The 24,684-nt window shown below is 61.9% G+C and carries 24 protein-coding genes; 12 read left to right on the top strand and 12 right to left on the bottom strand.

The genetic code is table 11. The features are described from left to right. Window positions 1-44: 44 nt before the first annotated feature. The gene (rlmD, locus tag T3A99_RS01110; protein ID WP_322833869.1) at window positions 45-1,415 is read right to left on the bottom strand and encodes a 23S rRNA (uracil(1939)-C(5))-methyltransferase RlmD; all 1,371 of its coding nucleotides are present in this window, start codon (window positions 1,413-1,415) and stop codon (window positions 45-47) included. Next, complete coding sequence (gene cysM / locus T3A99_RS01115) at window positions 1,415-2,317, bottom strand: cysteine synthase CysM (protein ID WP_047228733.1); 903 nt, start codon at window positions 2,315-2,317, stop codon at window positions 1,415-1,417. The genes rlmD and cysM overlap by 1 nt, the downstream gene beginning before the upstream one ends. A gap of 295 nt (window positions 2,318-2,612) precedes the next feature. Here cysM and T3A99_RS01120 point away from each other — a divergent pair, with 295 nt between their 5' ends. The 4 genes from T3A99_RS01120 (at window position 2,613) to T3A99_RS01135 (ending at window position 7,440) form a co-directional block, all read left to right on the top strand. Beyond that, window positions 2,613-5,363 (top strand): response regulator, encoded by a 2,751-nt coding sequence (locus T3A99_RS01120; RefSeq protein WP_076386570.1) that lies wholly within the window; start codon window positions 2,613-2,615, stop codon window positions 5,361-5,363. Window positions 5,364-5,442: 79 nt separating this feature from the next. After that, window positions 5,443-6,432, top strand: a complete 990-nt coding sequence (locus T3A99_RS01125; protein WP_076383757.1) for a 2-hydroxyacid dehydrogenase — start codon at window positions 5,443-5,445, stop codon at window positions 6,430-6,432. Window positions 6,433-6,601: 169 nt separating this feature from the next. Further along, window positions 6,602-7,036 carry a hypothetical protein gene (locus T3A99_RS01130; protein WP_047228735.1) on the top strand — a complete coding sequence of 145 codons (435 nt, stop codon included), beginning with the start codon at window positions 6,602-6,604 and terminating at the stop codon, window positions 7,034-7,036. Continuing rightward, window positions 7,036-7,440, top strand: a complete 405-nt coding sequence (locus tag T3A99_RS01135) for an META domain-containing protein (protein WP_047228736.1) — start codon at window positions 7,036-7,038, stop codon at window positions 7,438-7,440. The genes T3A99_RS01130 and T3A99_RS01135 overlap by 1 nt, the downstream gene beginning before the upstream one ends. Before the next feature lie 177 nt (window positions 7,441-7,617). Here T3A99_RS01135 and T3A99_RS01140 read toward each other — a convergent pair whose 3' ends face one another. Continuing rightward, the gene (locus T3A99_RS01140; RefSeq protein ID WP_076383756.1) at window positions 7,618-8,085 is read right to left on the bottom strand and encodes a TlpA family protein disulfide reductase; all 468 of its coding nucleotides are present in this window, start codon (window positions 8,083-8,085) and stop codon (window positions 7,618-7,620) included. Window positions 8,086-8,212: 127 nt separating this feature from the next. Here T3A99_RS01140 and arsC point away from each other — a divergent pair, with 127 nt between their 5' ends. Genes arsC through T3A99_RS01155 form a run of 3 tightly spaced genes read left to right on the top strand, consistent with a single transcriptional unit; the run spans window position 8,213 to window position 9,586 of the window. Further along, window positions 8,213-8,566, top strand: coding sequence for an arsenate reductase (glutaredoxin) (gene arsC / locus T3A99_RS01145; RefSeq protein WP_076383755.1), 354 nt, complete (start codon window positions 8,213-8,215; stop codon window positions 8,564-8,566). Next, the gene (wrbA, locus tag T3A99_RS01150; RefSeq protein ID WP_047228739.1) at window positions 8,563-9,168 is read left to right on the top strand and encodes an NAD(P)H:quinone oxidoreductase; all 606 of its coding nucleotides are present in this window, start codon (window positions 8,563-8,565) and stop codon (window positions 9,166-9,168) included. Before arsC ends, wrbA begins: the two co-directional genes overlap by 4 nt. Continuing rightward, complete coding sequence (locus tag T3A99_RS01155) at window positions 9,161-9,586, top strand: DUF2069 domain-containing protein (protein WP_076383754.1); 426 nt, start codon at window positions 9,161-9,163, stop codon at window positions 9,584-9,586. Before wrbA ends, T3A99_RS01155 begins: the two co-directional genes overlap by 8 nt. A gap of 90 nt (window positions 9,587-9,676) precedes the next feature. Here the strand turns inward: T3A99_RS01155 and T3A99_RS01160 are convergent, their stop codons facing one another. Together T3A99_RS01160 and ttcA are read right to left on the bottom strand one after the other, a co-directional pair. Beyond that, window positions 9,677-10,351 carry a DNA-3-methyladenine glycosylase I gene (locus T3A99_RS01160; RefSeq protein ID WP_076383753.1) on the bottom strand — a complete coding sequence of 225 codons (675 nt, stop codon included), beginning with the start codon at window positions 10,349-10,351 and terminating at the stop codon, window positions 9,677-9,679. A gap of 81 nt (window positions 10,352-10,432) precedes the next feature. Further along, window positions 10,433-11,257: a tRNA 2-thiocytidine(32) synthetase TtcA gene (ttcA, locus tag T3A99_RS01165; RefSeq protein ID WP_076383752.1), complete on the bottom strand. Its 825-nt coding sequence runs from the start codon at window positions 11,255-11,257 to the stop codon at window positions 10,433-10,435. Window positions 11,258-11,686: 429 nt separating this feature from the next. Between ttcA and T3A99_RS01170 the strand changes: the two genes are divergently transcribed. Next, window positions 11,687-12,289, top strand: a complete 603-nt coding sequence (locus T3A99_RS01170; protein ID WP_047228743.1) for a Yip1 family protein — start codon at window positions 11,687-11,689, stop codon at window positions 12,287-12,289. Between the two features lie 174 nt (window positions 12,290-12,463). Then, window positions 12,464-12,958 carry a SprT family zinc-dependent metalloprotease gene (locus T3A99_RS01175; protein WP_047228744.1) on the top strand — a complete coding sequence of 165 codons (495 nt, stop codon included), beginning with the start codon at window positions 12,464-12,466 and terminating at the stop codon, window positions 12,956-12,958. A 120-nt stretch (window positions 12,959-13,078) separates the two neighbouring features. Here the strand turns inward: T3A99_RS01175 and T3A99_RS01180 are convergent, their stop codons facing one another. After that, window positions 13,079-14,260, bottom strand: a complete 1,182-nt coding sequence (locus T3A99_RS01180; protein ID WP_173406652.1) for a CaiB/BaiF CoA transferase family protein — start codon at window positions 14,258-14,260, stop codon at window positions 13,079-13,081. A 169-nt stretch (window positions 14,261-14,429) separates the two neighbouring features. After that, the gene (locus T3A99_RS01185; protein WP_047228746.1) at window positions 14,430-15,764 is read right to left on the bottom strand and encodes a dicarboxylate/amino acid:cation symporter; all 1,335 of its coding nucleotides are present in this window, start codon (window positions 15,762-15,764) and stop codon (window positions 14,430-14,432) included. A 333-nt stretch (window positions 15,765-16,097) separates the two neighbouring features. On the opposite strand from T3A99_RS01185, the gene T3A99_RS01190 reads away from it, so the two are divergent. After that, window positions 16,098-17,096, top strand: a complete 999-nt coding sequence (locus tag T3A99_RS01190) for an AraC family transcriptional regulator (RefSeq protein WP_047228747.1) — start codon at window positions 16,098-16,100, stop codon at window positions 17,094-17,096. A gap of 154 nt (window positions 17,097-17,250) precedes the next feature. Here the strand turns inward: T3A99_RS01190 and T3A99_RS01195 are convergent, their stop codons facing one another. The 3 genes from T3A99_RS01195 to T3A99_RS01205 form a co-directional block, all read right to left on the bottom strand. Continuing rightward, entirely contained in the window at window positions 17,251-18,597 is a 1,347-nt protein-coding gene (locus T3A99_RS01195; protein WP_047228748.1) for an ATP-binding protein, read from the bottom strand. Continuing rightward, window positions 18,594-19,271 (bottom strand): response regulator, encoded by a 678-nt coding sequence (locus T3A99_RS01200; protein ID WP_047228749.1) that lies wholly within the window; start codon window positions 19,269-19,271, stop codon window positions 18,594-18,596. The genes T3A99_RS01195 and T3A99_RS01200 overlap by 4 nt, the downstream gene beginning before the upstream one ends. 107 nt (window positions 19,272-19,378) lie before the next feature. Then, complete coding sequence (locus T3A99_RS01205; RefSeq protein WP_322833870.1) at window positions 19,379-19,978, bottom strand: hypothetical protein; 600 nt, start codon at window positions 19,976-19,978, stop codon at window positions 19,379-19,381. A 153-nt stretch (window positions 19,979-20,131) separates the two neighbouring features. Here T3A99_RS01205 and T3A99_RS01210 point away from each other — a divergent pair, with 153 nt between their 5' ends. Both T3A99_RS01210 and T3A99_RS01215 read left to right on the top strand, forming a co-directional pair. Next, window positions 20,132-20,923: a dienelactone hydrolase family protein gene (locus T3A99_RS01210; protein WP_047228751.1), complete on the top strand. Its 792-nt coding sequence runs from the start codon at window positions 20,132-20,134 to the stop codon at window positions 20,921-20,923. A 126-nt stretch (window positions 20,924-21,049) separates the two neighbouring features. Then, the gene (locus T3A99_RS01215) at window positions 21,050-21,775 is read left to right on the top strand and encodes a 4'-phosphopantetheinyl transferase family protein (protein ID WP_218277734.1); all 726 of its coding nucleotides are present in this window, start codon (window positions 21,050-21,052) and stop codon (window positions 21,773-21,775) included. Window positions 21,776-21,888: 113 nt separating this feature from the next. On the opposite strand, the gene T3A99_RS01220 is transcribed toward T3A99_RS01215, so the two are convergent. Continuing rightward, window positions 21,889-23,499, bottom strand: coding sequence for an ATP-binding protein (locus T3A99_RS01220; protein WP_047228753.1), 1,611 nt, complete (start codon window positions 23,497-23,499; stop codon window positions 21,889-21,891). Then, window positions 23,496-24,218, bottom strand: coding sequence for a response regulator (locus tag T3A99_RS01225; protein WP_047228754.1), 723 nt, complete (start codon window positions 24,216-24,218; stop codon window positions 23,496-23,498). Before T3A99_RS01225 ends, T3A99_RS01220 begins: the two co-directional genes overlap by 4 nt. Window positions 24,219-24,684: the final 466 nt, after the last annotated feature.

Genomic DNA, 24,684 nt, shown 5'->3' on the forward strand with positions numbered 1-24,684 from the left:
TGCCCGTGTCCCCGCCCAGGGCTGTGGCGGTTGGCACGAACGGGTCAGTCGGACAAGCCATCCTGGCTCGCTTCAAATAACGCCATGGCCTCGACATGTGCCGTCTGAGGAAACATATCGAGAATCCCGGCACGTTTTAACCGGTAGCCCTGCTTGATCAATTCGACCGTGTCCCGGGCCAAAGTTGCCGGGTTGCACGATACATATACCAACCGCCTGGCGCCCAGGGATGCCAGTTTGCGCACCACCTCGAAAGCACCGTCGCGGGGTGGGTCCAAGAGTACCGCAGAAAAGCCTTCACCGACCCACTCGGCAGCCGCCAACGGCTGGGATAAATCGGCCTGAAAAAAGGCAGTGTTATTCAAATTGTTGCTGACGGCATTGGCCGCCGCGCGGTCAACCATGGCCTGTACACCTTCCACCGCCACCACTTGGCGCACCGCCTTGGCCAGGGGCAAGGCAAAGTTGCCCAGGCCGCAGAACAAGTCCAGCACCCGCTCCTCGGCTCGGGGCGCGAGCCACTCCAGGGCTTGGGCCACCATCGCCTCGTTGACCCCGGCATTGACCTGGATGAAATCCCCCGGCCGGTAAGCCAGCTCCAGGTCCCAGGCCTCAAGGCGATAACCCAGCGTCTGTCCCGGTTCGACCGGTTGCGGCTCGCCCTCACCCTGCAGCCACAACTGGGCTTGGTGGGCGGCGCAGAAATCCTTGAGAATCGTCAGGTCAGGCGCCGACAGTGGCGACACGTGCCGCAGCAACACCGCCAGGGACGAGCCAGCGAACAATTCCACATGTCCCAGCGCCTGGGGCTTGCTCAGGCGACGGAGCATGTCCGGCAAGCGACTCATGATCGGCTGCAAGGGTTGTACCAGTACCGGGCAATCGCCGATGGCCACGATGTCCTGGCTGCCGACGGCACGAAAACCCACTTCGAGTTTTTTTGCCTTCTGATCCCAGCGCACCGCCACGCGGGCACGACGCCGGTAACCCAGTTCCGGCCCGCTCAATGGCGCAGCCCATTCATCCGGCTGCACGCCGGCGACCCGCGACAACTGCTCGGCGAGCATGCGCTGTTTCAGGGCGAGCTGTTCGTTGTGGGGCAAATGCTGGACGCTGCAACCGCCGCAGCGACCGGCATGCACGCACGGCGCCGCACGGCGCAGTTCACTGGACAGGAACACTCGCTCAGCGCGGGCCTCGACCACTTTGCCATGGGCCCCCAGCACCCGCGCCTCGACCTCTTCGCCGGCCAGGGCACCGATCACGAACCAGGTGCGCCCGTCCAGAAAGGCAATGCCCCGGCCATCGTTGGCCAAGCGTTCGATGGTCAAGCGCTGCTTCTTTCCTGTGGGCACCTGCGGGGCCCGGCTTCCGCCGCTGGGCTGGAAGCGCAGACCTCTTTCTTGCTTGGCCATCAGTTGGGCGCGTCGAAAATGCCGGTTGACAAGTAGCGGTCGCCGCGGTCGCAGATGATCGCGACAATGACCGCGTTTTCGACTTCCTGGGACAAGCGCAGCATGCCCGCCACGGCACCGCCCGAAGACACGCCGCAAAAGATGCCTTCTTCACGGGCCAGACGACGGGTGATGTCCTCCGCCTCGCTCTGGGCCATGTCGATAATGCGGTCCACGCGGTCGGCCTGGTAGATTTTCGGCAGATACTCCTCGGGCCAGCGACGGATGCCGGGGATGGCCGAGCCTTCCATCGGTTGCAGGCCGATGATCTGCACGTTCGGGTTCTGTTCTTTCAAATAGCGCGAGGTGCCCATGATGGTGCCGGTGGTGCCCATCGAGCTGACGAAATGGGTGATGGTGCCATCGGTCTGGCGCCAGATCTCAGGGCCAGTGGTGGTGTAGTGGGCTTCGGGGTTGTCACCATTGGCGAACTGGTCGAGCACCTTGCCGCGACCCTCGGCCTGCATCCGCTCGGCCAGGTCCCGGGCGCCCTCCATGCCTTCGTCTTTGCTCACCAGGATCAATTCGGCGCCATAGGCGGTCATTGCGGCCTTGCGCTCGGCACTGGAGTTGTCGGGCATGATCAGGATCATCTTGTAGCCCTTGATCGCCGCCGCCATGGCCAGGGCGATGCCGGTGTTACCGGAAGTCGCCTCGATCAGCGTATCGCCGGGGCGGATCTGCCCGCGCAATTCGCCACGGGTGAGCATCGACAGCGCCGGCCGGTCCTTGACCGAACCCGCCGGGTTATTCCCTTCGAGCTTGAGCAAAAGCGTGTTGCTGGTCACGCCAGGCAGGCGCTGCAAACGAACCAGCGGAGTGTTGCCGACGCAATCGGCGATAGTGGGGTACTGCACGGTCATGGCGTATTCGCAATCCGGACTGCGGGGGCGCCTATCATACCGGCAAACCTTGCCCGGCCATATCACGCAAAGTGTGGTGGTTATGGCTTATGGGAATAAGCAACGAAAGTGGGCTGCAAGCTGCCACTCAGAAATCCTGATTGAAGGGATCGCCGAGGCACGGCAACCGGCGAGACCGATGCACGGCGACATGAATTTTACGAAGATTGCCTGCCCGCAAGTCGCTACACTGCGCAGGTATTGCGTGCCGGATGCGCGCAAAGCTCAAACAGACCGCTGGATGCAGGAGAAAAGTGTGCTCAAGAAACTGGGAATCAAAGGCCGCGTGCTGTTGCTGACCCTGTTGCCGACCAGCCTGATGGCGCTGGTCCTGGGCGGCTACTTCACCTGGATGCAGCAATCGGACTTGCATGCCCAGTTGCTGCAGCGTGGCGAGATGATCGCCGAACAGCTGGCGCCGCTGGTCGCCCCGGCCATGAGCCACCAGGACACCGATCTGCTGGAGCGGATCGCCACCCAGTCTCTCGAGCAAGCGGATGTGCGCGCCGTGACCTTCCTGGCTCCCGATCGCACATCGCTGGCCCACGCCGGCCCGACGATGCTCAACCGAGCCCCGGAGGGCAACAGTGCCCAATTGCTGCAACGCACCGGCAACGATGCCACGCGTTACCTGCTGCCAGTATTCGGCAAGCACCGCAACCTGGCCGGCGAGCTGATTCCCGAAGAAGCCGATCGGCTGCTGGGTTGGGTCGAACTGGAGTTGTCCCACAGTGGCATGTTGCTGCGCGGCTATCGCAGCCTGTTCGCCAGCCTGCTGTTGATCAGCGCCGGCCTGTGCCTGACCGCACTGCTGGCGTTGCGTATGGGTCGCACGATCAACCGACCCCTGAGCCAGATCAAGCAAGCCGTGGCGCAACTCAAGGACGGTCACCTGGAAACCCGTCTGCCGCCTCTGGGCAGCCAGGAACTGGATGAGCTGGCGTCGGGCATCAATCGCATGGCCAGCACCTTGCAGAATGCCCAGGAAGAGTTGCAGCACAGCATCGACCAGGCCACTGAAGACGTGCGCCAGAATCTGGAAACCATCGAGATCCAGAACATCGAGCTGGACCTGGCCCGTAAGGAAGCCCTGGAAGCGAGCCGGATCAAGTCCGAATTCCTGGCGAACATGAGCCATGAAATCCGTACGCCGCTCAACGGCATCCTCGGCTTCACCCATCTGCTGCAGAAAAGCGAATTGACCCCGCGTCAGCTCGATTACCTGGGCACCATTGAAAAATCCGCCGACAGCCTGCTGGGCATCATCAACGAGATCCTCGACTTCTCGAAGATCGAGGCCGGCAAACTGGTGCTGGACAACATTCCGTTCAACCTGCGGGACTTGTTGCAGGACACCCTGACCATCCTCGCCCCCGCCGCCCACGCCAAACAACTGGAGCTGGTGAGCCTGGTCTACAGGGACACGCCCCTGTCGCTGGTGGGTGATCCGCTGCGCCTCAAGCAGATCCTGACCAACCTGGTGAGCAATGCCATCAAGTTCACCCGCGAAGGCACCATCATCGCCCGCGCCATGATGGAAGACGAACACGAAGACAGCGTGCAACTGCGCATCAGCATTCAGGACACCGGTATCGGCCTGTCGAACCAGGACGTGCGGGCCCTGTTCCAGGCGTTCAGCCAGGCCGACAATTCCTTGTCCCGGCAACCGGGTGGCACCGGCTTGGGCCTGGTGATTTCCAAGCGGCTGGTGGAGCAGATGGGTGGCGAAATCGGCGTGGACAGCACGCCGGGCGAAGGCTCGGAGTTCTGGATCAGCCTGCGCCTGCCCAAGACCCGTGACGACGCCGAAGATTTGCCTGGCCCGCCGCTACTGGGTCGGCGCGTAGCGGTGCTGGAAAACCATGAACTGGCCCGTCAGGCCCTGCAACACCAGCTCGAGGACTGCGGTCTGGTGGTGACACCCTTCAACACCCTGGAAAACCTGACCAACGGTGTGACCGTCGCCCACCAGACCGATCAGGCGATCGACCTGGCGGTGCTGGGCATCACCAGCAACGACATGCCGCCGGAACGCCTCAGCCAACACATCTGGGATCTTGAGCATCTGGGCTGCAAGGTACTGGTGCTGTGCCCCACCACTGAACAGACGCTGTACCACCTCTCCGTGCCCAACCCCCACAGCCAGTTGCAGGCCAAGCCGGCCTGCACGCGCAAGTTGCGCCGCTCGCTTTCCGACCTAGTCAACCCGCGCCCGCCCCGCAACGAACCCAACGAACCGGTGGGCAGCCGCGCGCCCAAAGTGCTGTGCGTGGACGACAACCCGGCCAACCTGCTGTTGGTGCAAACGCTGCTCGAAGACATGGGCGCCAAGGTGCTGGCGGTGGAAAGCGGTTATGCGGCGGTCAAGGCCGTGCAAAAGGAAACCTTCGACCTGGTGCTGATGGATGTCCAGATGCCCGGCATGGACGGTCGCCAGAGCACCGAGGCGATCCGCCAATGGGAAAGCGAGCGTCATTGCACGCCGCTGCCAATCGTCGCCCTCACCGCCCACGCTATGGCCAACGAAAAACGCGCCCTGCTGCAAAGTGGCATGGATGACTACCTGACCAAGCCCATCAGCGAACGGCAACTGGCCCAGGTGGTGCTTAAATGGACCGGCCTGGCCCTGCGTAACCAGGCGCCGGACCGGAGCACCGACGCTCAGGGCGGCAGCGAACTGCTGGTGCTCGATCATGAAGAAGGCCTGCGCCTGGCCGCCGGCAAGGCCGATCTGGCGGCGGACATGCTGGCGATGTTGCTGGCGTCCCTGGAAGCCGACCGCGAAGCGATTCGCCAGGCCAGCGAGGCCAATGATCACAACGCCCTGATCGAACGGGTCCACCGCCTGCATGGCGCCACTCGCTACTGCGGCGTACCGCAATTGCGCGCCGCCTGCCAGCGCAGCGAGACCCTGCTCAAACAACAGGACCCCAAGGCCGAGGCCGCTCTGCAGGAACTGGAGCGTGCCATCGACCGCCTGGCTAACGAGGCACGCATCAGCGCCTGATCCAGGGCAATAGCCCAAAACCCGGGATCAAGGAAAATCTAAACGCCTAGAGGCTTATCTTTTGTGCCAGGAGGCCGCCATGCGCGCGATTCTTTTCAGCAGCCAGACCTACGACCGCGACAGTTTCAGCAAAACCCCGGCGCCCGCTGGCCTTGAACTGCAGTATCAGCCGGCACGCCTGAACCTCGACACCGTGGCCCTGGCCGAACACCATGAAGTGGTGTGCGCCTTCATCAACGACGACCTGAGTGCCCCGGTGCTGGAGCGGCTGGCACAGGGCGGCACGCGGCTGATCGCCCTGCGCTCGGCCGGCTATAACCATGTCGACCTGGCCGCTGCCAAACGGCTGGGGTTGAGTATCGTCCGGGTGCCGGCGTATTCGCCCCATGCCGTGGCCGAACATGCCGTGGCGCTGATCATGGCCCTCAATCGCTGCTTGCATCGCGCTTACAACCGCACCCGGGACGGCAATTTCAGCCTCCATGGGCTGACCGGTTTCGATCTGGTGGGCAAGACGGTCGGCGTGATCGGCACCGGGCAGATCGGCGCGACGTTCGCGCGGATCATGGCCGGCTTCGGCTGCCGGTTATTGGCCTACGATCCGTCCCCCAACCCGCAGGTCCAAGCCCTGGGCGCTCGCTACCTGCCCTTGGCCGATCTGCTGGCGCAAGCACAGATCATCAGCCTGCATTGCCCGCTCAACGAGCAGAGCCGACATTTGATCAACGCCGATTCATTGGCTGCCATGCAACGTGGCGCGATGCTGATCAACACCGGACGCGGCGGCCTGGTGGACACACCCGCCTTGATCGAGGCATTGAAAAGCGGTCAGTTGGGTTATTTGGGGCTGGATGTCTATGAGGAAGAAGCGCAACTGTTCTTCGAGGACCGCTCCGACCTGCCCTTGCAGGATGATGTGCTGGCCCGGTTGCTGACCTTCCCCAACGTGGTGGTCACCGCGCATCAGGCCTTCCTGACCCATGAAGCGTTGGCCGCCATCGCCGCGACAACCCTGGACAACATCGGCGCCTGGGCCGCCGGCACCCCACAAAACCTGGTGGACAGCTGAGCATTACCCTTGTGGGAGCGAGCCTGCTCGCGATTACGATGGGCCTGTCAGCATGGCGTCGACTGACGCCCCGCTATCGCGAGCAGGCTCGCTCCCACAGGGGATTTCGTCGCCTGGATCATCCCAACCCATGGCCCGTGCTAGCATATCGCGCCTATCTGGAGGACCCATGGCCGAACACGATTTCCGCTACACCCTGATGAACCCGCAACACACCCTGACCGAGGTCCGCGCCCTGGCGCCGGGCCGTTATCAGGTCACCGGCAACGGCGGTTCGATTCAGGCCAACGATGTGCTGCTCGTCACCCTCAAAGGCAGCAAGGATTTGTCCATGCGCCTGACCGTGGACACCGTTCGGCACTTGCTCAAGCCCATGGGTCAATGGACCGCCATGACCACCGGCCCGGTGTTCGGGGAGCTGGCGATCCACACCTGGCAGGTCAACTGCGACCGCTGCGCCAAGCAACTGAGCTTTGAATTTGCCGTCGACGCCAAGCTCGGCGTCAAGGCGCAGAAGCCGGCCGCCACCGCGCGCATTGCCGAGCTGGGCTGGACCACCGTCGGTGAAAAACACCTGTGCCCGACCTGCCAGGAAGCCGCCTGATGAAACGCCTGGCCCTGACCGCGCTGATCGGCGCCGGCCTGATGGGTTGCGCCGCCGAGCCGGTGCAATTGCAGCAAAACCGCAGCTACATCCTGGAATGGATTGGCGAACGGCCCTTGATGGACTACAGCAACCTGACCATCACCCTCGGGGACGACGGTCGGGCCTACGGCAACGGCGGCTGTAACCACTGGTTCGCGCCCTACACCCTGGAAGGCCACCGATTGAGCTTCGGCAAGATCGGCAGCACCCGCAAACTCTGCGCCCCGGCGCTGATGGAGCAGGAGACGCGCTTTTTGCAGGCCCTGGAAAAGGTCGAACGCTGGGACATCTCGCCCATTGAGCAAATGCGCTTCTGGCCGGCCCAGGGCAAGCCCCTGCGGTGGTGGCTGGAGGAAGGTTGAGACCCGAACTACGACGAGATCCCTTGTGGCGAGGGGATTTATCCCCGCTGGGCTGCGCAGCAGCCCCGAGCGCCTTGACTGATAAACCGCAGTGGCAAACAGAAGTATGGGCCGCTGCGCGCGCCAGCGGGGATAAATCCCCTCGCCACAAGGTATCCACCCTAGCCCCACAGGTGGTTATTTGAACGCCTGCAACGCCTCAAGCTTGGCCATCACCCCCGCCGCCGTCTGTTCCCCCAGCATCTGCTCGCGCACCTTGCCCTGGTTGTCGATGATGTAAGTCACCGGTAACCCTTCGCTGCGCGGGATATCAAAAAAGTCGGCCGGGTCACGGGCCATCACGGTGAAGCGGATGCCCATTTTCTCGCTCGCGCTCTTGAGCTCCTCACCTTGCACCTGATCAAAATTGACCCCGAACACCCCCACGTTACGGCCCTTGAGCTGTTCGGCCAGGGCATTGAACTCGGGGATTTCGGTACGGCACGGTGCGCACCACTCGGCCCAGTAGTTGAGCACCACCCACTGTTTGTCCAGCCGTTTTGAGGCGATAGCCTGGCCGTTCTGGTCAACTCCGTAGTCATTCCCGCAGCCGGCGAGCAATAAAATCCCCATGAATGCCAGTGCCGTCGTCAATCGCCTTGCCATGTGCCAATCCTTGTATTGAATGTGAACGTCGGCGCGGCCCACCGTTTTCGAACGCGCCCGTCTCAGGTGCCTGGTACCTCGCGACACAGTAGAATAGCCGCCACCTTACGCAAGATGCGACCCGCTCATGACCGATCTGACGCTATATCACAACCCGCGCTGCTCCAAATCCCGCGGTGCGCTGGAACTGTTGGAGGCCCGTGGCCTGACGCCCACCGTGGTCCGCTACCTGGAAACCCCGCTCGACGAAGCGCAGTTGGAACGCCTGTTGGCCAAGCTCGGCATCACTGCCCGGCAACTGCTGCGCACCGGTGAGGACGAATACAAGACCCTGAACCTGGCCGATGAAAACCTGAGCCAGTCCCAACTGATCGCCGCCATCACCGCTCACCCCAAACTCATGGAACGACCGATTCTGGAAACCGCTGACAAGGCCGTGATCGGGCGCCCGCCAGAGAAGATCCTGGAGATCCTGCCGTGAGCACACCGTACATTCTGGTGTTGTATTACAGCCGCAGTGGCTCGACCAACGAAATGGCCCGGCAGATCGCCCGGGGCATCGAGCAGGCCGGGCTGGAAGCGCGGTTGCGCACGGTGCCGGCGATTTCCGCCGAGTGCGAAGCGGTATCGCCGGACATTCCCGAACAAGGCCCGCTGTACGCCAGCCTCGATGACCTGAAAAACTGCGCCGGCCTGGCCCTGGGCAGTCCGACCCGTTTCGGCAACATGGCCGCGCCGCTGAAATACTTTCTCGATGGCACCAGCAACCTGTGGCTGACCGGCGCCCTCGTGGGCAAGCCGGCGGGTGTGTTCACTTCCACCGCGAGCCTGCATGGCGGCCAGGAAACCACTTTGCTGTCGATGATGCTGCCGCTGTTGCACCACGGCATGCTGATCACCGGCCTGCCCTACAGCGAGTCAGCCTTGATCGAAACCGAGGGCGGAGGCACGCCGTACGGCCCGAGCCATCACGCCGGGGCCGACGGTAAAAGCGGCTTGAACGAACATGAAGTGGCGCTGTGCCGGGCACTGGGCTTGCGCCTGGCAAAAACCGCCCTACTGCTGGAGAACGGCCGTGGCTAAGAAGCCGAAAATCCTGCCGCCCATTCAGTGGCTGGAACCGCGGGTACGCATCGCCCGGGTCCTGAGCCTACTGTGCTTTTTCGGGCTGGTGGGGTTGCTCTGTGTGTATTACCTGCTGATCGCCGACCTGCACGGCGCGCGCCCCTGGGTGATTCTGCTGATCGAGCTGGTGCCGCTGCTGATACTGGCGCCAGGCATGATCAGCGGCAGCCCCCGCGGGCATTCGTGGATGTGCTTTGTGGTGAACCTGTACTTCATCAAAGGCGCGCTGGCGGCCTATGACCCGAACCGACAGGTGTTCGGTTTGCTGGAAATGGCGGCGAGCGTGGCGGTGTTCTGCTCGGCGCTGCTGTATGTGCGCTGGCGGTTTCAGTTGAACCGGCGGTTGGCTGGAGAAGGCGAGATTTCCGTCGCCTGATAGATGGCTATCGCGAGCAGGCTCGCTCCCACAGGGGATCTGTGAACGCCACAAATCTCATGTGGGAGCGAGCCTGCTCGCGATGCGGCCTCAATGATTGACGGTATACGCCAGCATCATCGAAATCTGGCTCATGGGCCTTCCACCACTCTCTTCATGCCACTGATTGAAGGCCTGCTGCACCGTCGCCAGATCCCGCAGGCTGGTGGGAACTTTGTCGATGATGTCCTGCGCATTGAGCGCCGCCACCACGTCATAACTGGGCACAAAAGTGTCCTTGCCCATCATCCGCAGGAAACGCGGAGCCGACAGACCGCCCAGTTGATGGCCGTGCTTTTTCAGGTAGGTCCACAGGCCTACGATGTCGGTCACCGGCCAGTCGGCGATCAGCGCGCCAAAGCTGCCTTTTTCATGGGCCACGTCCAGTATCAATTGCGCGTTGCGCGGCACGCTCTTGAGCTTGCCCAAGTGACGGATGATCCGCGCGTCCTGCATCAGCCGCTCCAGGTGCTCGGCGCTCATCAGCACGACTTTTTCCGGGTCGAACTTGAAAAACACTTCCTCGAACGCCGGCCACTTGGCGTCCACCAGGCTGTGCTTGAGCCCGGCGCGAAACACCCGCAGCGCCATGGTCGAAAGGTAGCGGTCGTCGCTGATCTTGCGTAGTTGGGCCGGGGTCTTGGGAACAGGCAGGTGGGCTTCCAGTTCAGCCGCCGAACCGAAGCGGTTCAGACAATACTCGTGCAGCCACTTGTAATCGCGCATGCCCTCTCCTGGGGTCGGAAATGAAAACGGCGCTCTAAGTGGCCTGGCCACGAGCGCCGTGAATAGGAGCCGCTGAGTTCGTCAGAGGTTCACCACGTTGACGAATCGCGGCGTGGCGCTTTCGTCGATGCGCAGGTTGGTGAAGTCGAACAGGTTACGGTCCGCCAGTTGCGACGGAACGACGTTCTGCAAGCCGCGGAAAATGCTCTCGGTACGGCCCGGGGTCTTGCGCTCCCACTCCTGCAGCATCTCCTTGACCACCTGGCGTTGCAGGTTTTCCTGGGAGCCGCACAGGTTGCAAGGGATGATCGGGAACTGCTTGAAGTCTGAATAGGCCTGGATGTCTTTCTCGCTGCAGTAGGCCAGCGGGCGGATCACCACGTTGCGCCCGTCATCGGCGCGCAGCTTGGGCGGCATGGCTTTGAGCGAGCCGTTGTAGAACATGTTGAGGAAAAAGGTCTCGACGATGTCGTCACGGTGGTGCCCCAGGGCCATCTTGGTCGCGCCGATCTGGTCGGCAAAGGTGTAGAGCGTGCCACGACGCAGGCGTGAGCACAGCGAGCAGGTGGTCTTGCCTTCCGGGATCAGTTCCTTGACCACCGAATAGGTGTCCTTCTCGACGATGTGATATTCCACGCCCAGCGATTGAAGGTAGGCCGGTAACACATGCTCGGGGAAACCGGGCTGCTTCTGGTCCATGTTCACCGCGACAATGTCGAACTTGATCGGCGCAACCTTCTGCAAATGCATCAGCACATCGAGCAAGGTGTAGCTGTCCTTGCCGCCGGACAGGCAAACCATGACCTTGTCGCCGTCTTCAATCATATTGAAATCAGCGACCGCCTCACCGGCCTGGCGGCGCAGGCGCTTTTGCAGTTTGTTCTGGTTGACCGTAAGAGTGCCCATGACGCGAAATCCGTGAGGTGTGACGAAAGGCCGGCATTTTACGCAAAAAATCCGCCGTCGGCGAAGGCTGATGACATGCCCTTTTGTGGCGAGGGGATTTATCCCCGCTGGGCTGCGAAGCAGCCCCATTATTCAAAGACTACTGCGTGGCATCAGACCGACTCAGAGGGCTGCTGCGCAGCCCAGCGGGGATAAATCCCCTCGCCACAACGCCAGTGTGTTGGTCAAAGACGATGTAGACAGACCCATCGGCGATTAACACCGTCGCCTACAGCGCGATTTGCTCTAAGCCCCCCATCCCCCTGGCGAGAACTCCTTTCTATACTGCGACATAAGGTCGCACACACTTACAGACCTGTACTTACTCGGCCGTTTGGCCCGTAGGCGCTCCGTTGGGGGGCGATGGCAATAACAAAGGAGTGACTGACTATGATCCATCATGTCGTGGGGCTCTTTACCCACCCTGATCAAGAATGGAAAGAAATCCGTGGCGATCAGGAGGAAAGCATCAGCCACATGTACCTCACCCACACGCTGATCCTGGCGGCCATTCCCGCGGTATCGGCGTTTATCGGCACCACGCAGGTGGGATGGGTCATCGGTAATCGGCCTCCGGTGATGCTGACTCAGGAAAGTGCGCTGTGGATGACCATCATGTCGTACCTCGCCATGTTGGGCGGTGTGGCGGTGATGGGCGCCTTCGTGCACTGGATGGCCCGCACCTATGACGCCAACCCGAGCCTGGCGCGCTGCGTCGCATTCGCCACCTACACCGCGACCCCCTTGTTCATCGGCGGCCTGGCGGCGCTCTATCCGCACATGTGGCTGGGGATGATCGTCGGTACGGCAGCGATCTGCTACACCGTCTACCTGCTGTATGTGGGCCTGCCCACTTTCATGAATATTCCTCAGGACGAGGGTTTTCTGTTTTCCAGTTCGGTGCTTGCCGTGGGTCTGGTGGTGCTGGTGGCTATCATGGCGTTTACGGTGATTGTCTGGGGGCTGGGCGTCGGTCCGGTGTATACCAACTGAAGCGTTCGAACCCGCTCAGGGTTCCCTTCTGAAAACAAAGCAATATCTGCCAATACAGGCCGCCGCAAGGCGGCCTTCCTGTGTTTGGCGCTGGCGAAACGACCACTGGGCGTCTGGGCGATTCGCAACGGCCGGCGCTTGCGGCATACTCAAGCCTCTGGAGACCCGTACAGCATGCTTGAGCAACTCAATACCCGCGTCGAAGAGTGTTACCAACAAGCCGAAACCTTTTTCAAACGTCCTTTCAAACGTCCCGTGGTCAGCTTCAAATTGCGTGGCCAGAAGGCCGGTGTCGCGCACCTGCATGAGAATCTGCTGCGCTTCAATCCACAGTTGTACCGGGAAAACGCCGAAGACTTTCTCAAGCAGACCGTCGCCCACGAGGTTGCGCACCTGATTGCCCATCAGCTATTCGGCGAACGCATTCAGCCTCATGGTGAAGAGTGGCAACTGATCATGCGCGGCGTGTACGAACTGCCGCCCAACCGCTGCCATACCTACGAGATCAAGCGCCGCAGCGTGACCCGCTACATCTACAAATGCCCCTGCGACGGCAGCGACTTCCCCTTCTCGGCCCAGCGTCACAGCCTGGTACGTCAGGGGCGCCGCTATTTGTGCCGCAGTTGCCGCAATACCTTGGTGTTCAGTGGCGAGACTCGGGTGGAGTAGCAGGTTTTTGTGGCGTCTGGGCTGGCCCCATCGCGAGCAGGCTCGCTCCCACAGGAATTCTGTGAGTGCTATAGATCCAGTGTGGGAGCGAGCTTGCTCGCGATGAGGCCCGAAAGAACGCTACAAAACCACCCCGGCATCGCGCAGTTGCGCAATCCGCTCAACACTGAACCCCAACTCCCCCAACACCTGATCCGTGTGCGCTCCCAGCCCCGCGCCAATATGCCGAGGCTCGGGCAAGCCCTGCGAGAACTTCAACGGACAGGCCATCTGCGTCTGGCTCGAGCCATCGCCACGAGGCACCTGGGTCACGACGTCCCGGGCCGCTAACTGGGGATGCCTGAGTGTTTCTTCCAGGCTCAGCACCGGTTCGACGCAAGCATCAACCCCTGCAAACAACCGGCACAGCTCAGCGAAATCATGCTTCTGGAATTCAGCCTGCAATTGCTGCTTTAGCTGCCGTTGCTGATCTGGATGGGGCGACAGCCCCTGGGCCGCCAGCTCCGACCGTCCCAGGGTCTCGCACAACGCCTGCATGAAGACCGGCTCCAGGCTGCCCACCGACATCCAACGGCCATCCCGGGTGCGGTAATAGTCATAGAAGCTGCCACCGTTGAGCATCTGGTTTTCCCACTCAGGTGCCACGCCGCAGGCCAGATAACCGGCACCGGCCAAAGCGTTGAGGCTGAACACGCAGTCGGTCATGCTCACGTCCAGATGCTGGCCCTGCCCGGTCTGCTGACGGGCGATCACCGCCGCCAACAGCCCGATCACCCCGTGCAGGGAACCACCGGCGATGTCCGCCGCCTGGATGCCCAGCGGCAATGGCCCGGCGTCGGCACGCCCAGTGTGGCTGGCCAGTCCCGCCAGGGCCAGGTAGTTGATGTCGTGGCCGGCGCGATCCTTGTAGGGACCGGTCTGGCCATAGCCGGTGATGGACACGTAGATCAATCGGGGATTGATCGCCTTCAAGGCTTCGTACCCCAGGCCCAGCCGCTCCATCACACCGGGGCGGAACTGTTCCAGCAGGATGTCGTGGTCGCCCAGCAACTGCTTGATCACCTCCAGCGCCGCCGGCTGCTTGAGGTCCAGGGCCAGGCTGCGCTTGTTGCGGTTGAGGTAGGCATGGCTGGCCGAGACGCCCTGATCATGGGGCGGCAGTATCCGTAACAGATCCGGGCGGGTCGGCGACTCGATGCGCAACACCTCGGCCCCCATGTCCGCCAGCAACAATGAGGCGAACGGGCCGGGCAGCAGGGTCGAGAAGTCCAGAACCTTGAGCGATGCCAGTGGGCCTTGCATGGGCGATCTCCGCGAGGTGATGCCCTCAAGACTAGGCAGGGGTTGGCGGTGGAGCAATTACCGCAGGTGTCAGTCTGGCTGACCATTGCGCTCAGCAACAGCATCCTCGACTGAAAAATCCCTCAAATAAAAAAACCCGCCGAAGCGGGTTTTTTATTGCAGCGAAAGGTTACTTCACAGCAGCAGGGGTTGGGCCTTCGGCCACGCCCAGGTCGTCTTCTTCACGGGTGTCGGAGATGCCGCGACCGCCGGAAGCCAGTTCGCTCTGCAACTGGTCTACGTCCAGTTCCTTGACCCACTTGGCAACCACGATGGTGGCCACAGCATTGCCCACCAGGTTGGTCAGGGCGCGGGCTTCGGACATGAAGCGATCGATACCCAGAATCAGCGCCAAGCCAGCTACCGGCAGATGACCCACAGCCGACAGGGTGGCCGCCAGCACGATGAAGCCGCTACCGGTCACGCCGGCAGCACCTTTGGACGACAGCAGCAGCACCAGCAACAGGGTGATCTGGTGAGTCAGGTCCATCGGCGTGTCAGTGGCCTGGGCGATGAACACCGCAGCCATGGTCAGGTAGATCGAAGTGCCGTCGAGGTTGAACGAGTAGCCGGTCGGGATCACCAGACCCACCACGGATTTCTGCGCACCCAGACGCTCCATCTTGATCAGCATGCGTGGCAGGGCCGATTCCGACGAGGAAGTACCCAGCACGATCAGCAGTTCTTCACGGATGTAACGGATCAGCTTGACGACACTGAAGCCGTGGGCCCGGCAGATGGCGCCCAGCACCACCAGGACGAACACCACACAGGTGATGTAGAAGCAGATCATCAACTGGCCCAATTGCACCAGCGAACCGACACCGTAGGCGCCGATGGTGAACGCCATGGCACCGAACGCACCGACGGGCGCCAGTTTCATGATCATGTTGATGATGTTGAACATCACGTGGGCGAAGCGATCGATGAAGTCCAGCACCGGCTTGCCGTAGGCACCCAGGCGATGCAGGGCGAAACCGAAGATCACCGAGAACATCAGCACTTGCAGGATATCGCCATTGGCGAACGCGCCGACGATGGTGTTCGGGATCACGTTGAGGATGAAGGCCACGATGCTCTGGTCTTTACCAGCCGAGATGTAACCGGCGATCTTGCTGGTGTCCAGGGTCGTCACATCGATGTGCATGCCGGCGCCCGGTTGCACGACGTTGACCACGACCAGACCGATCAACAGGGCGATCGTGGAGACGATTTCGAAGTACAGCAGCGCGTAGCCACCGGTCTTGCCCACCGACTTCATGTTCTGCATGCCGGCAATACCGCTGACAACGGTACAGAAGATGATGGGAGCGATGACCATTTTGATCAGTTTGATGAATCCGTCACCCAGCGGTTTGAGGGCAACGCCGGTCTGCGGATAGAAGTGGCCGAGCAAAATGCCGATGGCAATGGCTACGATCACCTGGAAATACAGGGATTTGTACAGTGGCTGACGAGTCGTCATGGCAAACCTTCCTCAAGCGTCCCGTGTGACAACATCCACCTGTCGTCCACGAAACCTCAATTGCGAACCCTCCTGCACTGGAGGGATTTGTTTTGGCGGCTGCACGGCGGCAGACCTGCGGATGCCTATCGCAAGGCCCATGCCATTTTCCGGAAAATGCCTACAACCCCTGAGCTACAAGGGCTACACGCGGGTAAACAGACCTGAACAGCCAGACGCAGATGGCGGATTCCCGCCCACAAGGCCGTTCTCGCTCCGGGATTTGGCGGATATCCGCCTTGTCGAGCGCAAGGCCCCTGCTACCATCGGCAGCTCAATAAACGGATTCCTGCCATGCGCCAACGCACCATCGCCAGCCACTTCGCCCGCGCCGCCCTGGGTGGTGCGCGCCGGCAAGGTTTCGATTACGTTCCCTTGTTGCAACAGCTGGGCATCAGCCCCGAGCTGTTGGACGAGCCGCGAGCACGCATAGCACCAGCGCAGTTCGCCAGCCTGTTGCAGGCCCTGCGGCTGGCACTGGGGGACGAGTATCTGGGGTTTGGTCGGGCCCCCAGTAAACCCGGGACGTTTGCCATGATGTGTCACGCGTTGATCCACTGCCGGACCCTGGGCAAGGCACTTCAGCGCGGGTTGTTGTTCTACAGCCTCTTCCCGGACGCCCCGAGCCTGACGCTTGAGGCCGAAGGGGAACGGGTGCGTTTGAACCTGGATGAAACGACACTGCGCGACCCCGACCATTTCCTGGCCGAAAGCCTGCTGGTGATTTGGCATCGCCTCGGCAGTTGGCTGATCGGCCAGCGGATCGGTCTGGAACAGGCGACATTCAGCTATGCCAAGCCCGCCCATGGGGCCGAGTACGATCTGTTGTTCCCCTGCCCGCTGGTGTTCCAGGCGCAACGTTGCAGCCTGTTGTTCCACAGTCGTTACCTGAATATGCCGTTGCTGCAGGACGAACGAACCCTCAAACACTTTCTCGAACATTCCCCCGCCGACCTGCTGTCACGCCCTGACGATGGCAACAGCCTGAGCAGCCAGCTACGCCGCCTGCTCAGCCGCGACGCCGCACGCTGGCCGGATCTGGACACCGTCGCCGCCCATCTACACATCAGTCCGCAGACGTTGCGCCGGCATCTGCGGGAGGAAGGCACCAGCTTCCAGGAACTCAAGGATCAGCTGCGGCGGGATATCGCCATCTACCATCTGGGACGCGCGGACCTGTCGTTGCAGCAGATTGCCGAACAGCTGGGATTCTCTGAACCGTCGGCGTTTCACCGGGCATTCAAGAAATGGACGGGGGTGACGCCGGGGGCTTATCGGGAGCAGGAGAGTTGATGGAGGGGCTGCAGATTTTCAGTGGACACACAACCCGCGCGCCCCTCAGATCAAAATGTGGGAGCTTGGCTTGCCCGCGATGGCGCCCTTGAGACCGCCATCGCGGGCAAGTCATGCTCCCACAGGTCTGATTCCAGCAGGTATCCGTTAGCAGTCAAAGCACCGGAAAATGAATCCGAAATGCCGCCCCGCCCAACTCTGAATCCCCCAGGGTCAACCGGGCGCCGTAGCTTTCGATGATGTCTTTGACCACCGCCAGCCCAATGCCCTGCCCCGGATGCTGGCGATCCAGCCGCTCACCACGCTGCAGAATCCGCGCGCGTTGATCCGGCGGCACACCTGGCCCGTCATCCTCGACACACAATTCAATACCGCCGAGGGTCTGATGCACGCTGATGCGCACCTCGCCCAGGCACAGCCGATAGGCGTTTTCCAACAGATTGCCGAGCATTTCCAGCAAGGCGCCCTGCTCGATCGGCACATGGCACTGCTCCGGCAGATCGAAGCTGACGTGGACGCGCTTGTCGCGATAGACCTTGTCCAGCGTATCGCACAGGCTTTGCAGCACCGGGCGCAAGCGCACCTGATGGCGCACCAGGCCACTTTTGCGCAGGCTCGCGCGCTGCAACTGATAGCCGATCTGCTGGCTCATGCGCTCGATCTGGCTTTGCAGCACCCAGGCCTGTCCACGATCTTCGGTGCGCCGGGCCATGTCTTCACTCACGCCTTGCAGCACCGCCAGCGGGGTTTTCAGGCTATGGGCCAGGTCATCGAGGGAGTCACGATAGCGGCTGCGCTGCTCCCGCTCGCCATGCAACAGGCGGTTGAGGGAACCGGTCAAGCGCAGCAGCTCCCGGGGGTGCTCGGTGCTGAGACTTTCCCGGCTGCCGCTTTCGATTTCGTCCAGTTCCTGGCTCAGGCGCCTCAACGCGCGAAGTCCCCAGCTCAGGCCAATCCACAACAGGGCCAACAACACTGCCAGCGCAGCACCGAAGCCCAAGTAGAGATTTTCCCGCAGGCCGTCGAGCGTCACTTCGTAATCGCGCACCGGTTGCAGGGTGACGAAACTGAACGCCGCGCTCTGGCCACCGAGCAGTTTGACTTCGACGTCGTAGACGAAAAACTCCTGGCCGTTGTCTTCGCGGATACGCGCAAACTGATTGCCCTGGCCGTCGTAGCGCGGCGTGTAATTGATGTTCTCCTCCCGAGTGGCCTTGGACCGCCACACCAGGCGCCCGTCGCGATCATAGATGTAGCCCAGCAGACGGGCGTCGGCGAGGTTAAAGCGCTCATCGGGCAATTGCGCCGGCATCTTCAAGCGGTTGTTTTCCACACGGGCAGCGGAAATGAGCGTGGTCACGTCCGACGCCAGGCGTTGTTCGATGGACTCCTGCAGGGCCAGGCTGAACGCGCCTTGCATGGCCGGCAGCAGTGCCAGCATGAACAACACCGCCAGGGTCATGGCGGCCAGCATCAACCGCAACCGTAGCGAACGAATCACTGGCAACGCTCGTTGAACAGGTAACCCAGGCCACGCACGGTTTCGATCGGTTTGAAGCCGGCCGGGGCTTCCAGTTTGCGCCGCAGACGCCCCACCAGCACTTCGATGACATTGGGGTCACGCTCGTCGTCATCCGGGTAAAGCTGCTCCATCAAGCGGTCCTTGGCGACCACCTGCTGATGATGGCGCATCAGGTATTCAAGGATGCGGTATTCATAGGCCGTCAGCGCCAACGCTTCCTCACCCAGGGACGCTTGCTTGCGATTGAGGTCCAACAGCAACGGACCGGCCACGATGGTCGACTGGGTGAAACCACTGGAACGGCGCAACAACGCGTTCAGGCGGGCCTCCAGCTCTTCGAACTGAAACGGCTTGACCACGTAGTCGTCGGCACCGGCGGCCAGACCTTCGACCTTGTCCTGCCAGTTGCCGCGGGCAGTAAGGATCAGGATCGGGAAGGTCTTGTCCTGGGAGCGCAACCGGCGGATCAGCTCCAGCCCGCTGATGCCCGGCAAGCCCAGGTCGATCACCGCCAGGTCGTGATTGAATTGCGCGACCTGATACAAGGCCTCCTCGGCATTGGCCACGGCCTGCACCACATGGCCGCTGTCGGTCAGACGGGTCTGCAGGTGATGGCGCAGCAAGGCTTCGTCTTCGACGACCAGTAATTTCATGGGGCTCTCCCAGGCAAATCGAACAGTCCAGTCATGCACATCGGTTTACGAGAAGCGGCGCCGGATCGTCTTGGGCCGATCCGGCTGACCACGCTCACCTTCCAGCCTTAGAACGTGTAGTTGGCCGAGAGATAAGTCTGGGCACTGCTGGTCAGGTCCAGCGATCCAACCTTGCCACCTGCGTGGGGGCTCATCTCGGTGCTGGCGTTGCTGCGCAGGTAACGGTAACCCAGTTCCAGCGAGGTGTTTTGTGAAACCTTCTGCAGGATGCCGGCCTGCAAGCCCACGGCGTAGCCGATATCGCTGTCACGGCTATAGCCGGGGGAGTCCTGGGTCAGTTTGGTCAGGCCCGACGTACCGCCGCCGAACAGCTTGGTGGTGCCGGTGACCGGATAGAACATATCGTAACTGCCCAGCAGGTTTTCCTGGCGCAATTTAATGCCATTGTGAGTGCCCGAAACGTTGTCGTACGTGGCGTAGTAGCGACCCTGGTCGTTTTGCCGGCCCAGTCGGACGCCATAGGTGGTGTCCTTGCCGATGATACCGTCGGCGTTCGGGTGATTGAGGTTAGCGTTCAGCGCGTCGGACTTCTTGACCTTGTCGCTGGTCTGGCCGAGGGTCAGGCTGGCGAAGTTGTCATCGGCGTGGGCCATGGCGCTGGCGCCCAGCACCGTGAAAGCCAACAGCAGAGTTTTCATGTGAGTCATGTTCAAGCTCCTGTGCAACGTGGGTGGTTTGTGAAGTCACAGCCACGTTAACCAACCGTCCCTGAATGGCCCTTGAACGTTCTCTGAACCTGCGCTGAATGAATCGGTTAGAGTGTTCTGTCTCACCCCCTGCACTTATCAAGGAGATCCGTCATGCACAGGTTGCTTGCTGTTGTACTTCTGGCCTTTAGCGCCGCGAGCCACGCCGCCATCCAGACCCAGGAGATTCCCTACACCAGTGCCGACGGCACCAAACTGATGGGTTACTACGCTTACGACGACGCGGTCAAAGGCCCGCGCCCGGGCGTGGTGGTGGTACATGAATGGTGGGGGCTGAACGATTATTCCAAGCGCCGCGCCCGTGACCTCGCGGGCCTGGGCTACAGCGCGCTGGCCATCGACATGTACGGCGACGGCAAGAACACCGAGCACCCCAAGGACGCCATGGCGTTCATGCAGGCGGCTCTCAAGGACGGCAAGGCGGCCAGTGCGCGGTTCCAGGCCGGCCTCGACCTGCTGAAGAAACAACCCCATACCGACCCGGACAAAATCGCCGCCATCGGTTACTGCTTCGGCGGCAAAGTGGTGCTGGATGCGGCGCGCCAGGGTGTTCCACTGGCCGGCGTGGTGAGTTTCCACGGCGCGCTGGTCACCAATACCCCGGCAACACCGGGCAGCGTCAAGGCCAAGGTCCTGGTCGAACATGGCGCGCTGGACAGCATGGTCACCCCGGACAACGTCACCGCGTTCAAGAGCGAAATGGACAAGGCCGGTGCCGACTACACCTTCGTCAACCTTGAAGGCGCCAAGCACGGCTTCAGCAACCCCGACGCCGACCGCCTGGGTCACGGCGAACATGGCGGGCCGGATATTGGCTACAACAAGCAAGCCGATGAAAAGTCCTGGGCGGACATGCAGAAGTTCTTCAAGAAGATTTTTGGCTGAACCCCATCCTTCAGCTGAAACAACCCCTGTGGCGAGGGAGCAAGCTCCCTCGCCACAAAGCTTCACCCGCTCACAATCTTTATGCCCCACTACCCAGCCTCAAGCCAACCCGGCAAAATGCCGGGCATGAACGCTCTCCCCGCCCTGCCCGCCTGCTGCACGCCCCTGGACGATCAATGGCTGTTGCCTCAAGTCCTGCCCGATACCCTGCTGCTGAGCACCCGCTTCGATCCGTTGCTGCTAAGCGCTGATGATTTTCCGAACAGTGCCATCGAGCCTCCCGCGAGCATCCAGCGTTCGGTGGCCAAGCGTCAGGCGGAATTTCTTGCCGGGCGGATCTGCGCCCGAGCGGCCCTTCATCAGTTGGACGGCCAGACCTGTGTGCCGGCCATCGGTGACGACCGCGCCCCGGTATGGCCGGCCCATGTCAGTGGCTCGATCACCCACAGCACCGGCCGGGCCGCGGCCATCGTCGCCAGAAAACACCACTGGCAAGGGCTGGGCATGGACCTGGAAAACCTGCTCGATCCCGAGCGGGCCGAGCGCCTGGCCGGTGAAATCCTCACCCCGCCGGAACTGCTGCGCATGGCCGCGACCGCGCAAGATGACCGAGCATTGCTGGTGACCCTGACCTTTTCCGTGAAGGAAAGCCTGTTCAAGGCGCTGTACCCGATCGTCAGGCAGCGCTTTTATTTCGAACATGCCCAAGTGCTGGAATGGACCCACAGCGGACAGGTTCGGCTGCAGTTGCTCACCGACCTGTCGGCCGAGTGGCGTCATGGCAGTGAACTGTCGGCGCAGTTTGGTGTGAAGGATGGGCAGTTGTTGAGTCTGGTGGGGATCAAGGCCTGAGATTTGTCGCGTTTTTCAGGCCCTCATCGCGAGCAGGCTCGCTCCCACAGGAGACTGCATTTCAATGTGGGAGCGAGCCTGCTCGCGATAAAGCCCGCACAGGCGCCACACCTTCAAGACCTGTCCTGATGCCGCGGCCAGCTCAAGCTGAAGCAGGCCCCACCCAGGCTCTTGCTCTTGCCGATCAATGCCCGGCCATCGTGCCAGTGGATGATCCGCCGCACGATCGACAACCCCAACCCATGACCACCTGAAGCACGGGCACGGCTGTCGTCCAGGCGCAGGAAGGGCTTGAAGATCCGCTCCCACGCCGCCTCCGGCACGCCGGGCCCGTCGTCCTCGACGTCCACCCGACAACGCAACTGACCCACCTGGTAACTGACCGTCACCCGGGAGCTGGCGTGACGCATCGCATTGCTCACCAGGTTCTGCAGGGCCCGATGCAGGAAGCGCGGCTCGGCCTCGACCCAGGCGCCATCGCAATCAGCGGCAGACAGGCACAGGCCGCGCTCGACCGTAATCCCGGCCCGAAGCGGTCCCAACTCTTCAATGACCTGATTGACCAGCGCATCCAGATCCACGCGCTGGAAGTTCAGGGCCGGCGATCCCTGCTCCAGTCGCGCATAGGTCAGCATCTCGTCCACCAGCCGATCCAGGTCTTCGATGTCGTGATCCATGCCCGCCAGGTATTTGTCCCGGGCCTGGGGCGTGGTAGCGCTGCCGATCATCTCCAGGCCAAAACGCAGGCGCGCCACCGGGGTGCGCAACTCATGGGACACCGCACGCACCAGCTCCCGCTGAATCGCCAACAACTGCTGCAAGTGTTCGGCCATGCCGTTGAACGCGGCGGCCAATCGCCCTACCGAGTCAGCACCTCGAGCCGGCACCCGGGTTTCCAGGCTGCCCTGGGCGATCTGGGTGGCGGCCGATTCCAGACCACGCAGGCGCCGCTCCAACTGGCGCACCAACAGGTAAACGATCAGCCCGATCAGGCTCAACCCCAGCGCCGCGATCAGCACCAGCCACTCAGGCGGATAAGGGTTCATCTGGTACAACGGGCCGATTTCCAGCACCCACGGCGTACCGACCATGCCGGCGAACACCCGGATCGAGTCACCGCCCTTGCCCAGCGCCATGACCGTGTCGCCCTCGGCCACGCGCCGACGCTGGTCTTCGTCCATGTCCGCCTGCGTAATGGGCATCAGCCGCAGGTCAAACCCGAAGCCTTTTTCCTGCTTGAGTTGCGCCAGGCGTTCAGGCTGCTCGGCCACCGGGTAACGCACCAACTCATCGGCCAGCAGGTAGATAGTTGCCCGGGCCAGTTGCTCGCTGATCTGACGGACCTCCCCGACCAGCATCAGTTTTTCAGCGTCGCTGACCAGCCGATAAACTTTCGCCGCATGGGGCCCGGTCTGCTCCACCAGGGCCTGGCCGCGCATGACACGGGTGCGCTGGCCGAGATCCAGATCGGTCTGGGCGTAAGTCTGCAACGCCAGGGGAATGCCCAGCAGGCGTTCCCACACCGCCAGGGCCCGGCGTCGCTCGGTGTCGTTCATGGGCCGCAGATTATCGGCCATCAAGGAAAACGTGCCGTGGGCCAGACGCTCGCGGTACTGCTCACTGCGAGTCTGGTTGAGCAAATGCAGGGCCAGCACGCCGAGCACCGCCACCAGCACCAGCGCCGCGCACATGCCGCCGTAAATGCGCAGGAAGATCGAGTTCACGACGTCGGGTCTACGCAAGCTTCAGGAACGAACAGATAACCCTTGCTGCGGATGGTCTTGATCAGCCGTGGATGGTCCGGGTCGTCGCCGATCTTGGGACGGATGCGCGAGATGCGCACGTCGATGGAGCGGTCCTGGCCGTCATAACCGATGCCACGCAGGGCGGTGAAGATCTCTTCCCGGGACAGGATGCGCCCGGCGTTGGACACCAGCAGCCACAACAGATCGAACTCGGCACTGGTCAGCTCAATGCCGTGGTCTTGCAGCCAGGCTTCGCGCAAGGCGTTGTCCACTACCAACGGGCCGAATTGCAAGCGCCGTGGCTTTTGCGACGTGGCCGGTTCCGGTTCGCTGCGTCGCAACAGGGCCTGGACGCGGGCCAGGAGCAAGCGTGGCCGCACCGGCTTGCAGACGTAATCGTCGGCGCCCAGGTCCAGGCCCTGGATCTGATCGGTGTCGTCGGTGCGGGCGGTGAGCATCAGGATCGGCCCGTCGTAATGCTCGCGTACCTTGCGGCAGATGCTCAGGCCGTCCTCGCCGGGCAGCATCAAGTCGAGGATCACCAGGTCCGGTTGCTCGGCAATGATCCGCGCCGCCGCCACCGCACCGTTGCCTTCAATGGCCACGCGCAGGCCGTTGCTTTCCAGGTACTCGCGAGTCAGCTCGGCCAGCCGCTGGTCATCCTCGACGATCAATACCTGCCAGGCTTCTTGTTCCACGGGGGGGCCTCGTCTTGTTGTGTATATAGAAGAAAGGATAGGCACCTGACTTGTGGCGAGGGAGCTTGCTTCCTCGCCACAAGACGTCTGCTCCAAATATAGAATCCAGATCCTCCCGTCTTTTTGTCATGTTAAAGGAGGATAAGCATGCCCATGCACGGGCCGATTGTATAAACGCCGGCCCTGCATAAAACAAGCGGACAAATGCGTTCGGTCGCGCGGGACTTGTGTGGTAACGTCCGCGCCCGCAAAAACCATCGGGCTGTTTTCGGATCGTTAAAACGATGAAAAAAGGTCCACTCCAGCAAGGTCGCGGCCTACAGAGCTGTTCCACGTTTCGCACACAAATTACGCACAGGCTTATCCACAGGTAGCACGTTGCATTCATCCCCCAAAACGCATTATCTTGTAGCCCGTCGCGTAAAAAACCCTACATGTAGGGTTTTCGACCAAAAACCAAACACAA

Source organism: Pseudomonas sp. N-137 (assembly GCF_034555295.1).
GTDB lineage: Bacteria > Pseudomonadota > Gammaproteobacteria > Pseudomonadales > Pseudomonadaceae > Aquipseudomonas > Aquipseudomonas rhizophila.

What these genes read in the sequence shown, in the direction of transcription:
- rlmD (WP_322833869.1), bottom strand. Translation starts at nt 1,415, where the DNA reads ATGGCCAAGCAAGAAAGAGGTCTGCGCTTCCAGCCCAGCGGCGGAAGC.
- cysM (WP_047228733.1), bottom strand. Translation starts at nt 2,317, where the DNA reads ATGACCGTGCAGTACCCCACTATCGCCGATTGCGTCGGCAACACTCCG.
- T3A99_RS01125 (WP_076383757.1), top strand. Translation starts at nt 5,443, where the DNA reads ATGCGCGCGATTCTTTTCAGCAGCCAGACCTACGACCGCGACAGTTTC.
- T3A99_RS01130 (WP_047228735.1), top strand. Translation starts at nt 6,602, where the DNA reads ATGGCCGAACACGATTTCCGCTACACCCTGATGAACCCGCAACACACC.
- T3A99_RS01135 (WP_047228736.1), top strand. Translation starts at nt 7,036, where the DNA reads ATGAAACGCCTGGCCCTGACCGCGCTGATCGGCGCCGGCCTGATGGGT.
- T3A99_RS01140 (WP_076383756.1), bottom strand. Translation starts at nt 8,085, where the DNA reads ATGGCAAGGCGATTGACGACGGCACTGGCATTCATGGGGATTTTATTG.
- arsC (WP_076383755.1), top strand. Translation starts at nt 8,213, where the DNA reads ATGACCGATCTGACGCTATATCACAACCCGCGCTGCTCCAAATCCCGC.
- T3A99_RS01160 (WP_076383753.1), bottom strand. Translation starts at nt 10,351, where the DNA reads ATGCGCGATTACAAGTGGCTGCACGAGTATTGTCTGAACCGCTTCGGT.
- ttcA (WP_076383752.1), bottom strand. Translation starts at nt 11,257, where the DNA reads ATGGGCACTCTTACGGTCAACCAGAACAAACTGCAAAAGCGCCTGCGC.
- T3A99_RS01170 (WP_047228743.1), top strand. Translation starts at nt 11,687, where the DNA reads ATGATCCATCATGTCGTGGGGCTCTTTACCCACCCTGATCAAGAATGG.
- T3A99_RS01175 (WP_047228744.1), top strand. Translation starts at nt 12,464, where the DNA reads ATGCTTGAGCAACTCAATACCCGCGTCGAAGAGTGTTACCAACAAGCC.
- T3A99_RS01180 (WP_173406652.1), bottom strand. Translation starts at nt 14,260, where the DNA reads ATGCAAGGCCCACTGGCATCGCTCAAGGTTCTGGACTTCTCGACCCTG.
- T3A99_RS01185 (WP_047228746.1), bottom strand. Translation starts at nt 15,764, where the DNA reads ATGACGACTCGTCAGCCACTGTACAAATCCCTGTATTTCCAGGTGATC.
- T3A99_RS01190 (WP_047228747.1), top strand. Translation starts at nt 16,098, where the DNA reads ATGCGCCAACGCACCATCGCCAGCCACTTCGCCCGCGCCGCCCTGGGT.
- T3A99_RS01200 (WP_047228749.1), bottom strand. Translation starts at nt 19,271, where the DNA reads ATGAAATTACTGGTCGTCGAAGACGAAGCCTTGCTGCGCCATCACCTG.
- T3A99_RS01205 (WP_322833870.1), bottom strand. Translation starts at nt 19,978, where the DNA reads ATGACTCACATGAAAACTCTGCTGTTGGCTTTCACGGTGCTGGGCGCC.
- T3A99_RS01210 (WP_047228751.1), top strand. Translation starts at nt 20,132, where the DNA reads ATGCACAGGTTGCTTGCTGTTGTACTTCTGGCCTTTAGCGCCGCGAGC.
- T3A99_RS01215 (WP_218277734.1), top strand. Translation starts at nt 21,050, where the DNA reads ATGAACGCTCTCCCCGCCCTGCCCGCCTGCTGCACGCCCCTGGACGAT.